This window comes from Candidatus Binatia bacterium (assembly GCA_036493895.1).
Classification (GTDB): Bacteria; Desulfobacterota; Binatia; order UBA1149; family CAITLU01; genus DATNBU01.
In genome coordinates this window covers 1-13404 of record DASXOZ010000015.1, presented here as the reverse complement: position 1 = coordinate 13404, position 13404 = coordinate 1, and the positions used below count along the sequence as shown (strand labels likewise).

Below are 13404 nucleotides of genomic sequence, written 5' to 3'. Positions count from 1 at the left end.
GCCAAGCCGATTTCGCTGATACAAACGCGGCGATGGGGCGAGTGCTCGCAATCGGTCATCGCGGCGCGGCGGGACACCTGCCGGAGAACACGATGCCGTCTTTTGAGAAAGCGCTCGCGCTCGGCGCCGACGGCCTCGAGTTCGACGTCGCGCTCAGCCGTGACGGAATTCCCGTCGTCATTCACGACGATACGCTGGATCGCACGACCGATCTCTGCGGCCCGGTCGAAGGCGCGACGTTCGACGAGCTGCAGCGCGCCGATGCCGGATCCTGGCGCGGAGTGCGCGCGCACCTGCCGTCGCTCGACCAGGTGCTGGCCAGCTACTCGCACCGCACGCTGCTCAACCTGGAGATCAAGCACAGCGTGCGCCGCGCGGAGATCGTCGATGCCTGCATCGAGGCGGTGCGAGGGCGCGGTGCCGCTGCGGCCGTGATGTTCTCGTCGTTCGATCACGATGCGCTGCGCGTGCTGCGCGCCGTGATGCCGGAGGCGCGCATCGGCGTGCTCGTCGACTCCTCGGGAATCGAGCATGCCCTCGCCTGCGCAGCGGAGATCGGCGCCGAGAATGTGCATCCGCCGGTGTCGCTCGTCAGCGAGGCGGTCGTCGCGCGCTGCCACGGCGCGGGGCGCAACGTGTGGGCCTGGACGGCCAACTCCGCGTCCGTCATCGAGCGCATGCTCGCCTACGGCGTCGACGCCCTCTTCAGCGATTTCCCCGAGCGCGTCGTCGAAGCCCGGTAAGGCGTCACTTTCGCGGGGGCCCGACGATGGCTTCGGCGCGCGTGTCCAGCGTCAGGAAGCGCTCGGCGGCCGCGCGCACCGCGGCGGCGTCGACCGCGTTGATGTGCTCGGCGTACTTGCGACCCTCGAGATAGCCGAGTCCGTACAGCTCGTTGAACGTCATGTTCTCGGCGATGGCGCTGTTGGTCTGCAGCGCGATCTCGTAGTTGCCGATCAGGTAGCGCTGCGCCCGCTGCAGCTCTTCGGCCTTGACGTCGCCGTCGCGGATCTTGCCGAACTCGGTCAGCAGCCCGTCCAGGGCCTTTCCCTCGTTGGCCGGGTCGGTCGCGATGTAGCCGCCGAGCAGGCCGGGGTCGAAGCCCTCGGTCGAGAACGAGCTGACCGTGTACGCCAGCGCCTGCTTGTCGCGCAGCTCGTAGAACAGGCGACCGCCCTGGCGCGACAGCACGGTATCGAGCACCGACAGCGGATAGCGGTCATGGTCCTTCATCGCGACGCCGGGAAACGCGACCACGATGTGGCTCTGCTTTCGATTCGTGTCGATGTGCGCATGCCGGATGCGCGTCGGCCTGGCCGCCGGCGGCGGATCGACGAACGGCACGCCGTCGCCCTGCACGCGCGCGAGCGATTTCGACAGGCGCGCGATCACCGCGTCGCTGTCGATGTCGCCGACGACGGTGACGACGAGGCTGTCCGGATCGAGCACCGATTCGTAGTAGTGGCGCAGGTTCTCGGCCGAAAGATGCGAGACGCTCTCGGCCTCGCCGAGCGACGTCATCCCGTAAGGATGGTCGGGGTAGACGGTCTTGTACGCGAGATCGAAGGCCACCTGCGCCGACTCGTCGGCGCGATTCTTGATCGCCAGCAGGAGCTCGCGCCGGGTCTTTTCCACCTCGTCGGTGGGGAACGACGGATCGAGCAGCACTTCGGTCGTCAGCTTCAGGCCTTCGTCGAGGTACTCCGAAAGGAACGTTCCCGAAACGCCGAAGGAGCTGCGGCCGGCAAAGCCGCCGACCTCGCCGGCGATCGATTCGATGTCGGCGGCAAGCTGCTCGCGCGAGCGCTTCTCGGTGCCGCGCGTGAGCATTTCGGCGACGAAGTTGGAGATCCCGTTGTTCTGCGGCCTCTCGGTGAGCAGGCCGCCGAGCACCGCGGCGCGGATCGAGAACATCGGCACCGCGTGGTGCTCCTGCACGATCAGGCGCACGCCGTTGGGCAGCACCACCCGTTTCGGCTCGGTATCCGGCCGCATGCCCGTCGCCGCCGTGCCGGTCTTCGCGACGGCGAGCTTGGAGGAAGCCTCGACGGTCGGCTTCCTGCTCGCGAGCACGGCGCCGGCTGCCTTGAGCGAGGTAACGTCGACTCCCTCGTGGCTGCCGGTGGGTAGCAGGCTGACGCCGCTCATGTTCTCCGTGGTGAGGTACTTGCGCGCGACTTTCTGCACGTCGGCGGCCGTGATGGCGCGGATCTGATGGATGTACTTGTCGGCGTAGTTCGGATCGTGGTGGACGACGATCGCGTAGCCGAGCTCGCGCGACTGGCCCTGCACCGTCTGGCTTCGAAATACGAAGTCACTCTCGAGGTTGGTCTTGGCGCGCGCGAGCTCCTCGTCGGTGATGGGGAAGTCGCGAACTTTCGCGGTCTCCTCGAGAAGCGCCCCGAGCACCTTCTTCTCGTCGGGGGCCTCGTACGAAGCGCTGATCAGGAAAAGACCGGGATCGGACGGCGTGTACGCGAACGCGCTGGCGCTGGTCGCGATCGACTGCTCGGCGACGAGGTGGCGGTACACGCGCGAGCTTTCGCCGCCACCGAGGATGTGGGCGAGCACGTCGAGCGCGGGCGTGTCTTTCGCGTTGGCATCGGGAATGTGGAATCCGACCGCGAGCTGGGCTTCCTGCACGTCCATCGTCGCGCCCGCAAAGCGCGTTTCCTTCTGAAGCGGCTCGGCCGGGCGCTTGCCGCGGTGGACGTCGTGGTCGGCAAATCCGCCGAACTTCTGCTGGATCTCGCGCTGCATCTCGTCGGCGTTGACGTCGCCGACGACGATCAGCGTCATGTTGCTCGGCGCGTAGTAGCGCTTGTAGAAGCCGGTGATCAGCTCGCGCGAAAGGCCCTTGATCGACGCCTCGGTGCCGATCACCGGCCGCTTGTAGGGGTGCGACTGGTACGCGGTGTCGAACATCATGTCGTAGACGCGGTTGGACGGATTGTCCTGGCCCCGCTTCCACTCCTCGAGCACGACGCCAAGCTCTTTCTTGAGCTCGCCCGGATCGAACGACGAGTTCTGCATCGCGTCGGCCAGGATGTCGATGCCCTCTCCGGCAAAGCGCGAGGCGAGCACGAGGTGGTAGACCGTGTGGTCCCACGACGTCCACGCGTTGATCGAGCCGCCGGACGATTCCACCGAGCTCGCGATCTCGCCGACGCCGCGCCGCGCCGTTCCCTTGAACAGCATGTGCTCGTGGACGTGGGCCGCCCCGGCCTCCGCCCCGATCTCGTCGGCGCCTCCGATCTGGACCCACACCTGCTCGGCCACGACCGGCGCGAAGTGGTCCTCGCGGATCACGACCTTCATGCCGTTGGCCAGCTTGAAGATGCGGGTGTCGGCCTGGTGGGGGCCAAGGACAGGGGCTTGGTTCATGGAACAACCTGAGGCAACGGCTGCGGCCAGGGCCGCAATGACCGTAGCTGCGCGCAGACGTGGCCGGAAGAGGGTCTTGGAAAGGCTCAATTGGTGCATCGTGCGGGGTATCCGTAGGGGTGTTGGCGCCAAACCTTACACGACCGGGCGTCGCGGGCCAGTAGCGCGCCTGCGCCGCCGGCGTTGACTCCCCGCCGTTCGCTCGGGATCATGCCGAGGCGTCCGGCTTGCGCGCCCGCGGATGCGGGCGCGGCGGGGACGCGCGACGCGAATTGAATCCGGTCGATCCCATCTTCGCCCTGATCCTCCTTCTGGCGTTGCTGCGTGGCTGGTCCCGGGGCCTCGTTGGGACGATCGCCGGCTACGTGGCCCCTGTGGCCGCCTTCGTCATGACTCCGGACTGGTCCGACCTGGTCCGCCAGCAACTGGCTGCCCGGATTCCGCCCCAGGCCGAGATCTTCCTCGACATGCTGGCCCCGCTCGTCACGTTCCTCGCGATCGTGATCGTCATCCGCCTGCTCGCGTTCATCGTCTCGCGCGTGCTCGGGCTCGGACTGTCCAGGCCGAGCCGCGTCCTGGCTGCGGCTCTTACGCTGGTGGTCTCGGCGCTGGTGCTCGGGGGTTTCGTCGTGCTCGCGCACCAGCTTCCGCGCCACGGCGGCGCCGGCACGGAGGCCGCGGCGACTCCTCTCGAGAAAACGATGCTGACGCTGGACGAGCGCTTCAGCACGTCGGTGCTCGGACCGCCGCTGGCGGGATTTGCCGGTGCGGTCATCGACGAGGCGATTGCACACAAGGACGACATCCCGATCCTCAACCGCCAGGAGTTCGAGGATGCGGCGCGTCGCGCGGCCGCTGCCGCCGACGCGATGGGCAAGGGCCAGGAGCCGCCGCGGGGCAACGATCCCGGCTCGCCGCATCGCAGCGACGACGGCGCGACCCGCCACGAAGATTCGGGTTCGGCACGTCGCGCCGAGCCGGTCCATCACGACGATCCGGGTGCGGCCCGCCGGGGCGACTCGGGCACCACTCGTCGCGACGACGGCGGCGACTACGCGCGATGATCGCCGAGCAGAAGATCGCCGAGGTCCGCCAGGCGGCGAAGATTTCCGATTTCATTTCCGCGTACGTCTCTCTCAAGCGAAGCGGAAGGGGATTGATCGGTCTTTGCCCTTTCCACGGCGAAAAAACGCCGTCGTTCTCGGTCAGCGACGAAGGAGGCTTTTTCCACTGCTTCGGCTGCGGCGCGGGCGGCAACGTCTTCAAGTTCGTCATGCAGATGGAGAACCTGGCGTTTCCCGAGGCAGTGAGGAAAGTCGCCTCGCACTACGGCATCGACGTGCCCGACGAAGGCGGCTCGGCGGCAACCTCCGAACGCGATGCTGCCTCGGCGATGCTCGCGTCGGCCGCGAAGTTCTACCGTGCGTGCCTGGAACGCGCGGGGTTCGGCGACACCGTGCGCGCCTACCTCGACGAGCGCGGCATCGTCGAGGCTTCGCGCGAGCGTTTCTTCGTCGGCGCCGCACCTGCCGGCGGTGACGCGCTCGCTACCTTCCTTCGGCGAGAAAAGCACGACCTCCAACTCGGCGAGCGCATCGGCCTCGTCGGTCTTCGCGGGGGATCGGCGTACGACCGCTTTCGCGGCCGGCTGATGTTCCCGATCCGCGATGCGCAAGGGCGCACGCTCGGTTTCGGAGCGCGCCGCATCGGCGAGGGCGAGGGACCGAAGTACTTGAACTCGAGCGATTCGCAGGCCTACCACAAAGGGCGCGTGCTGTACGGCCTCTTCGAGGCGCGCGAAGCAGAACGGCGAAAGCCCGCTTCCGCCGAAGACGGCGCCGCGACGGTCGCCGCAGCTCCGGCTTCTGGCGGCGCGACGTCGCGAGAGTTGATCCTGGTCGAGGGCTACCTCGACGTCATCGCGATGTCGCAGGCCGGCATCACCAACGTCGTCGCCGGTTGCGGCACTGCGCTGACGGTGGACCAGGCCCGCCTGATGCGACGTTACTGCGACGACGTCGTCGCTCTGTTCGATGGGGACGACGCGGGGCGTCGAGCCGCCGCGCGCAGCTTTCCACTTTTCGTCGAAGCAGGGCTTTGGGCGCGTGCAGTGTTTCTTCCCGACGGCGAAGATCCCGATACTTTTGTGCGGAGCCAGCGCGCGTCTGCTTTGCGCTCGGCGGTCGCGACGGCCCGGCCTCTGGTCGAAGCCTATGCTCGCTACGTATCGCAGGCCGCAGGTGGCGCCGGCGGCGCGGCGCGAGCGGGGGCAGAGCTGGCCGAGGTCCTTCGTAAGGTTGCGAACCCGTTCGAGTATGACGACTTCGTCAAGAAAGCCGCGCTGTGGACCGGAATCTCCGAACAGGTCTTGCGCCAGCAGGGACGTCCTGTGCAGAAGGCGCCCGTGAGCGGCGCGGGTCCGGTGACGATTCTTGCGAGCGGTCCCCCCGGAGTCGACGAATTGCTGGTTACAGTGATGCTCGCCGACCCGGGGTGCATTGATCGTCTCGAAGGGCGCGATATCGTGGCACAGCTTCACGCGGAGCCCTGGGCGACGATCGCGGCCGACATCTTTACGGCGCGTGCCACGGTCGGTGGTTTCGTGCCGGGCGAGATCCTGGCCGGTCTCGAGGATGGGCTGCGCGGACGCCTGGTGCGCCGTCTTCAGGACGATCCGGCTTTCGCCGAAGACGAAGCGCGTGAGCGGGTGCTGGCCGATTGCCTCGGCCGGCTCGATGCCGAAGCCAGCGAGGTGCGGCGTCGCAGCATGCTGGCCGAGCTTCGCCGCCTCGAGCAGATCGGCGATGAGGCCGGCGCGGCAGTGGTCCTGGAACGTTGGAACAGGATGAAGGGCGCCAAATCGCGCTGACGGATGTCGGGAGCAGAATGACCGAACGCAAGAGCGGCAAGAATCCACGATCCTCCGGCACCGACGTCGTCGAGCCGACCGGGGACGAGGACGACAGCAGCGGAGTGCGCGAGCTGCTCGAGCTCGGCAAGTCCAAAGGTTACGTCACGCTGGATGACGTCCATGAAGCGCTCGACCCGGAGCTGGTCGAGCAGGACGAGATCATGGGCGTGCTGGCCGCGCTGCGCGAAGGCCACATCGAGGTTCGTGACGGAGGTCCGGCCGCGCAGAAGGCCGAAGCCGCCGAAGCCGCCGACGAACGCGAGTTCGAAACCAGCGAAAGCGTCGCCGACTACGTGCGCATCTACATGCGCGACATGGGAGCGGTGCCGCTTCTGTCGCGCGAAGGCGAAGTCACGATCGCGCGTCGCATCGAAGAGGCCGAGCTTCGCGTGTTCTCGCTCGCGTTCCGCTCCGCCGCCGGCCGCCGCCAGGTCGAAGCGATGATCCAGGGTCTCGCCGAGGGGCGCCTGCGCGTGCGCTCGCTCGTCAAGGAGACCGAGAGCAGCGACTTCAATCCGGAGGCAGCCTTCGACGAGGAAGCCGCCGTCGAAAACGCCGTCCCCGAAACTCCCGAGGAAGTCGCTCCCGAAGAAGTCGAGGAAACTGCTGCGATTACGGCGGCCGAAGAGGAGGCCGAGGCTTTTGCGCGCGTCACCGAGCTGCTCGCCCGCGCCGGCGAGCTGGTCACCAGGATCGAAGCGGCCTACGACCAGAAGAACGCAGAGGCGATCGAGGGGCTCGAAGACGAGATGCTCGCCACCCTGCGCGAGATCCCTCTGCATCCCGACCAGGTGGCCGCCACCGTCGTGCGCATCGACGAGGCTCATCGCGCGCTCGCGAGCCGGCTGGCCATCCTCGACGAAGCCGAGCGCAAGACCGGCCGGCGCGCCGACCAGATCATCGACTACGCGGGCCAGCTCGGCCGCGATCGCACCACCGACCAGCGCATCTGCGGAACGCTTCGCATGGGCGCCGATGCGATTCGCGATTCGGCGCAGCAGATCGTGGCCGCCTCGCGCGAGGTCGACGTGCTGCTCGCGGCGATGCGCATGGGCGAGGAAGGGCTGGCGCGCATGATGCGCGAGCTGACGCGTGCCCAATCCGAGGTGGTCGAAGCCAAGAAAGCGCTGATCGAGGCGAACCTTCGCCTCGTCGTCTCGATCGCCAAGCGTTACAACAATCGCGGACTTCAGTTCCTCGACCTGATCCAGGAAGGCAACATCGGCCTGATGAAGGCCGTCGACAAGTTCGACTACCGCCGCGGCTACAAGTTCTCGACGTACGCGACGTGGTGGATCCGCCAGTCGATCACGCGCTCGATCGCCGACCAGGCGCGCACGATCCGCATCCCCGTGCACATGATCGAGTCGATCAACAAGATCATTCGCACCAAGCGCCAGTTCCACCAGGACAACGGCCGCGAGGCCACCGACGCCGAGGTTGCCAAGCTCCTGGACATGGCGCCCGAGCGCGTGCGCAAGATCCTGAAGATCACGCGTGAGCCGATCTCGCTCGAAACGCCGGTCGGCGACGAGGAAGACAGCCATCTCGGCGACTTCCTCGAAGACCAGCGCGCCGTGTCTCCGGCCGAGGCCGTCGTCAAGAGCAACCTGCAGCACCGCACGCGCCAGGTGCTTTCGTCGCTGACTCCGCGCGAGGAGCAGGTCCTCAGGCTGCGGTTTGGCATAGGCGAAAAAACCGACCATACCTTGGAAGAGGTCGGGAGCCGCTTCTCGGTCACGCGCGAGCGCATCCGCCAGATCGAGGCCAAGGCGCTGCGCAAGCTGAGGCTCTCGGTTCGAAGCAAGAAATTGAAAGGCTTCATTTCGTGACGGTGCACAAGGAACCGCATCCGCGGACAGCGACAAGGGGCCCGGCTGCAAGGCGGACCCGGCGCCGCGAGCGGACGCGTCCTTCCTGTACGAGGTAGCGATCGGAGCCGGGTCCAACACAGCGGATGGGCCCTTTCTCGTCGGACGCGCGGGCCCATAGCTCAGTGGTTAGAGCGGGGGACTCATAATCCTCTGGTCCCAGGTTCAAGTCCTGGTGGGCCCAGTCCTTCGCACGACGACGCGCCCGGCGGGCGCAGGAGCACGCGCCCGGCGGGCGCAGAAGTAAGGAAAGCGATTTGTCCAGCCAGCTCGAGATGCTCTTCCAGCTCCAGGCCCTCGATTCGCGCCTGCAGGAGAAGCAGCGCGTGATCGGCCGCTACGAGGCCGAACTGGCGGCGCGCCGCGCGGCCATTGCCGCCTGCACGGCCAGGATCGACGCTCTGGCCGCTTCCCGCAAGGATTCGGTTGCCCAGCGCGCATTCGCCGAGCGCAAGGTCGAGGACCTGCAGGAAGCGCTCAAGCACAAGCGCCAGCGCGCGCAGAAAGCACGCAACGAGAAAGAAGTACGCGCAGGCCAGGACGAAGTGACGGCGGCGCTCGAGGAGATCCGCGAGTCGGAGACGGTCCTTCTCGACGCGATGACTCGCGTCGAGGATCTCGAAAAGCAGATCGAAATGGCCAAGGTCGAGCGCAGTGAGCTCGAGAACCAGGACCATCGCCAGGTCAGCGAAGCCGAAGCGCGAATCGAAGCGCTTCGCGCCGAGCTGGCGGCCGAACGCGAGGCCCGCGACGGCGCGGCATCCGGCATCGAGCAGGCGCTGCGCAAGAAATACGACTCGCTGCTCGAGCGGCGTGCGGGGATTGCCGTCGTCGAGGTGGACATGACGGGCTGCTGCGGGGGATGCCACGTGCAGATCCCGCCCCAGACCCTCCTCGAGGTGCGACGCACGGCTTCGGTGCGCGTCTGCCCGATGTGCCAGCGCATCCTGTTCGCGCTCGTCACCGAGACGGGCGCAGTCGCAGACCGCGGCGAGCGATGAGCTAGCCAGTCTCTGGAAAAGCCCCGGACCGAAAGCAGGGGTTGTTCCGCAGCCCTCCACGTCCATTCGCGCTGGCGCCTGACTCCCGGCGCGATTCCCGCACAACTCAGCGCGACTGCGCTGCCACTCCCAGCTCGGCCAGCACCCGGCGTGCGACCTGCCAGCCGGCCACTCCGATCACCGAACCGGCCGGGTGCGTGCCGGCGCTGCAGCACCACGCTCCAGCCACCGGCGTCGCGTAATCGGGTCGCTCGCCGAAGCCGAAGCTGTTGTCGACGTGATGGATGTGCCCGCGGGTGATTCCGAAGTGCTTTTCGATGCCGGGCGGAGTCAGCACGAACGAGTCGACGACGAGATCGGAGAATCCGGGCGCAAACCGGTCGCAAAGCCTGCAAAGGCGTTCGGCGTAGCGCTCCTGCTCGGCGTCCCAGCTCGACGACGAAAGCTCGTAGGGAACCCACTGCACGAACAGCGCAGCGCTGTGGCGGCCTTCGTCGTCGCGCAGCGAAGCATCGACGGCGGTGTGGATGTACATTTCGATCGCAGGAAACTCGGCCAGGCGGCCCGCTTCGGCCTCCGCAAATCCGCGGCGAAGGCAGCCGAGCACGTCGTCCTCGTCCGGAAGGATGTGGATCGTCGATGCATGCTGGCCCGTCTCGCCTCCGAGGCAGGAAAAGCGCGGCAGGCTCTTCAGCGCGAGGTTGATCTTCATCGTGCGCCCGTCGCGAAGGAAGCCGTCGATGCGGGCGTTATACCCGGGAGGCAGCGTTTCCCGGCCCAGAAGATCACGCATGCGGAAAGGGTCGGATCCGGCGACGACGGCGCGGGCGCGGATTTCGTCTGCTTCGCCGACGACGACGCCGCGCACGACGCCGCGCTCATGCGTGATCGCGGTGACCGCGCGGGAGGTTTCGATGCGCGCTCCCGCTCGGATTGCCTCCGCAGCCAGCATCGAAGTCACGGTTCCCATTCCACCGCGCACGATCATCCACGTGCCGCCGGCGCCGGGCAGCCGGCACATGTTGTGGACCAGGAAGTTCATTCCGCTGCCGGGGCTGTCGATCCCTCCGTGAAGGCCCGGCGCGCCGTCGGTTACCGCGTACATCGCGCGCAACAGGTCGCTGCGGAATCCGTAGCGGTCGAGCCAGTCGACGGCGGAGCCTCGGCACAGGTCGACGAATGCGTGCCGGAGCGCGGGCCGCACGTAGCGCTGCGCCGTCTCCTCGAGCGGAAGAGGATCGGCCATCCACGCGGGCGCGACGTCGTCGCGGATCTGCGCGAGGTCGTCCTGCAGAGCGCGATGCGCGAGCCAGTCTTCGCGCGAGAAGAACGAAAGGATCTGCTCGCGTGTGGCATCCTCGTCGGAGCCGAGCAGCAGGTAGCGCGACCCGGTCGTCGGCAGGAAGTAGTGCGGGTCGCGGCGCAGCAGCGGCAACTCGATGTCGAGCTCGCGAAGAAGCTCGGGCGGCACGAGGCCGAGAAGGTAGGCCCCTGTGGATGCGCCGAGGCCCGGCGCTCTTGCGAAGGGATGCTCGGTGCGCGCGGCGCCGCCGACGACGGGCTTTTCCTCGAGCACCAGAACGTCGAGCCCGGCGCGGGCCAGCAAGACAGCGGCAACCAGCCCGTTGTGCCCGGCGCCGCAAACAACGACATCCGCCCCGCGCACCATCCCCCTCATTCTCATCAAGCATGGGGTCAGGCACCAGAGGAATAGGGTCAGGCACCACAGGAATGGGGTCAGGCACCAGAGGAATAAGGCACCAGAGGAATAAGGCGCCAGAGGAATAGGCACCAGAGGAAAATCGCCTGTCCCCATGCGGCTGGTGCCTGACCCCAGCACTGTTACAGTCGCCGCGGAGCCTGAGCCGGACGGGCAGTCGCCGGCACTGCGGCATGCAGTGCGGGAGGAAAGTCCGGACTCCATAGAGCAGGGTGGCCGCTAATGACGGCCCGTCGCGAGGCGGGGAAAGTGCCACAGAGAAAAGACCGCCGCATCCGGTCCGAAACGACAGGGCGCGGCAAGGGTGAAACGGTGAGGTAAGAGCTCACCAGATCTGCCGGTGACGGCGGATGCTCGGTAAACCCCACTCGGAGCAAGACCGAATAGGGAGGCGGGCTGCTCGCCCATAGGCCTCCGGGTCAAGGTCGCTCGAGCCGCCGGGCAACCGGCGGCCTAGAGGAATGACTGCCGGACCGCCTCGTGCGGTCGCACAGAATCCGGCTTACAGGCCGGCTCAGGCTCTTTTTTTCTGCCGCAAACGGCATGGAGTTCGTGACTGCACAGCCCTGCCGCCTGTGGTACAAGCCCCCGTCGCGCCTTCCGCGCCGATCCCCCATGCCAGCCGCCGAAGCCCCGCAGAGCCTGCTCCTGCAGCGTCTCCCCGCGATCGCGTCCCTTCGCACGTATCGCTGGCGGGATCTTCGCGCGGACCTCATCGCCGGGCTGACCGTCGCCACCGTCGCGGTGCCCCAGGCAATGGCCTACGCGATCGTCGCCGGCCTGCCGCCCCAGTACGGCCTCTACACGGCCATCGTGATGACCGGCGCCGGCGCGATGTTCGATTCGTCGCGCCAGCTCGTCAACGGCCCGACCAACGCGATCTCGATCGCGCTGCTGAGCGCGCTCGCGATCGTGCCTCCGGAGCAGAGGGTCGCCGCGGCGGTGATGCTGTCGTTCCTCGTCGGCTGCATCCAGATCGGCATCACGCTGCTGCAGCTCGGCGACCTTACACGCTACGTCTCCAACTCCGTCATCGTCGGATTCACGCTCGGTGCCGGCGGGCTTCTCTTTCTCGACCAGCTGAAGAACCTTCTCGGGCTCAAGGCTGTCGGAGACGTGCATTCGGCGTTTCTCGTGCGCTTCTGGGAGACGATGACCCAGGGCGGCGCGGTGCACGTGCCGACGCTCGAGGTCGGTGTCGGCGCCGTTGCGCTCGTCGTCGCGCTTCGCTGGATCAAGTCGAAAGTCGGCCTTCGGCTGTTCCCGGACCTGCTGACGACGATCGTCGTCATGGCCTTCGTTGCAGCGCACTTCGGGCTCGAAGCGCAGGGCGTCAAGCTCGTCGGCGACATTCCGAACACGCTGCCGCCGTTCACGCTGCCGCAGCTCGACACGCCGTACCTGAGGCCTCTTGCCACCAGCGCCCTTGCGATCGCGATGCTCGGACTTCTCGAGGCGATCTCGATGGCGAAGGTCATCTCGGGGCAGACCCGCCAGAAGCTCGACATCAACCAGCAGTGCCTGTCGGAGGGTGTCGCGAACCTGACCGGTTCGTTATTCCAGTGTTTTCCCGGCTCGGGCTCGCTGACGCGCTCGGCGATCAACCAGCAGGCGGGCGCGGTCACCCAGTGGTCGTCGTTCATTTCGGCAGTCGCGGTGGCCGCGATCATGGTCGAGTTCGCGCCGTACGCGCGTTACATCCCGCGCTCGGCGATGGCCGGCCTGCTGATCGTCTCCGGCTACAAGATGGTCGACTGGAAGGCGCTGCGCTACCACGTCAAGGCGTCGCGCTTCGACATGGTGATCGTCGCGGTCACGGCCATCGCCGCGATCGCGATCAGCGTCGAGTTCTGCGTGCTGATCGGCGTGTTCATGTCGTTCCTGCTCGTCGTGCCCCGCGCGGCCCGGATGCTGCTGACCGAGTTCGTCGTGACGCCCGAAGGCGTGATCCACGAGCGTCTCGAAGGCGACGTCGTCTGCGGGCGCGTACTGATCTTCGGTCTGGAAGGCGAGATGTTCTTCGGGTCGGCTCCGATCCTGGAGCAGTACCTGGAGGAGATCGAATCGCGCATCGGGACGGACTCGCGCGTCGTCGTGCTGCGCGTCAAGCGGGTGCGCAGCCCCGACGCAGTCTGCATGGGAATCCTCGACGACTTCCACCGCCGTCTCGAAGCGCGCGGCGTGCATCTGATCCTCGTGGGCGTGAGAAAGGATCTTGCCGAAGCGCTCGAGCGCACCGGCATGACCGAGCGGCTCGGCGAGTCGCGGATCTTCCACGAGCAGGCGATCCGCCATACCAGCACGCAAAAAGGCGTGCAGTACGCCTATACGTTCATGGGCGAGCCCTGCGAAACCTGCCCGCTGCGTTTCAGCAAGATGCACCTGAAGCGGGTGCACTACGCAGTCTGATGGGGTCAGGCACCAGCCGCATCAACTGGTCGTCGCCTGGGGTCAGGCACCAGCCGTATCAACTGGTCGTCGGTGCTGAGTTCATGCGGCTGGTGCCTGACCCCACCC

General features: G+C 67.1%; 8 protein-coding genes, 1 tRNA gene and 1 other RNA gene. 8 read left to right on the top strand and 2 right to left on the bottom strand.

Annotation, left to right across the window (positions count from 1 at the left end):
• Positions 1 to 32 precede the first annotated feature (32 nt).
• Entirely contained in the window at positions 33 to 743 is a 711-nt protein-coding gene (locus tag VGK20_03460) for a glycerophosphodiester phosphodiesterase family protein (protein HEY2773093.1), read from the top strand.
• A 4-nt stretch (positions 744 to 747) separates the two neighbouring features.
• Here the strand turns inward: VGK20_03460 and VGK20_03455 are convergent, their stop codons facing one another.
• The gene (locus tag VGK20_03455) at positions 748 to 3384 is read right to left on the bottom strand and encodes a pitrilysin family protein (protein HEY2773092.1); all 2637 of its coding nucleotides are present in this window, start codon (positions 3382 to 3384) and stop codon (positions 748 to 750) included.
• Positions 3385 to 3611: 227 nt separating this feature from the next.
• Between VGK20_03455 and VGK20_03450 the strand changes: the two genes are divergently transcribed.
• From VGK20_03450 to VGK20_03430, 5 genes are all read left to right on the top strand, one after another.
• On the top strand, positions 3612 to 4448 hold the full coding sequence (locus tag VGK20_03450; GenBank protein HEY2773091.1) for a CvpA family protein: 837 nt from the start codon (positions 3612 to 3614) through the stop codon (positions 4446 to 4448).
• The gene (gene dnaG, locus VGK20_03445; protein HEY2773090.1) at positions 4445 to 6253 is read left to right on the top strand and encodes a DNA primase; all 1809 of its coding nucleotides are present in this window, start codon (positions 4445 to 4447) and stop codon (positions 6251 to 6253) included. Before VGK20_03450 ends, dnaG begins: the two co-directional genes overlap by 4 nt.
• Positions 6254 to 6270: 17 nt before the next feature.
• A complete protein-coding gene (rpoD, locus tag VGK20_03440) occupies positions 6271 to 8127 on the top strand; it encodes an RNA polymerase sigma factor RpoD (GenBank protein HEY2773089.1) in 1857 nt (618 codons plus the stop codon).
• A 150-nt stretch (positions 8128 to 8277) separates the two neighbouring features.
• A tRNA-Ile gene (locus VGK20_03435) sits at positions 8278 to 8350 on the top strand.
• A 73-nt stretch (positions 8351 to 8423) separates the two neighbouring features.
• On the top strand, positions 8424 to 9167 hold the full coding sequence (locus VGK20_03430) for a C4-type zinc ribbon domain-containing protein (protein ID HEY2773088.1): 744 nt from the start codon (positions 8424 to 8426) through the stop codon (positions 9165 to 9167).
• A gap of 106 nt (positions 9168 to 9273) precedes the next feature.
• Here the strand turns inward: VGK20_03430 and VGK20_03425 are convergent, their stop codons facing one another.
• Entirely contained in the window at positions 9274 to 10836 is a 1563-nt protein-coding gene (locus tag VGK20_03425; GenBank protein ID HEY2773087.1) for an NAD(P)/FAD-dependent oxidoreductase, read from the bottom strand.
• 192 nt (positions 10837 to 11028) lie between these two features.
• On the opposite strand from VGK20_03425, the gene rnpB reads away from it, so the two are divergent.
• Positions 11029 to 11408, top strand: an RNA gene (rnpB, locus tag VGK20_03420) — RNase P RNA component class A.
• Positions 11409 to 11502: 94 nt separating this feature from the next.
• The gene (locus tag VGK20_03415) at positions 11503 to 13296 is read left to right on the top strand and encodes a SulP family inorganic anion transporter (GenBank protein ID HEY2773086.1); all 1794 of its coding nucleotides are present in this window, start codon (positions 11503 to 11505) and stop codon (positions 13294 to 13296) included.
• Positions 13297 to 13404: the final 108 nt, after the last annotated feature.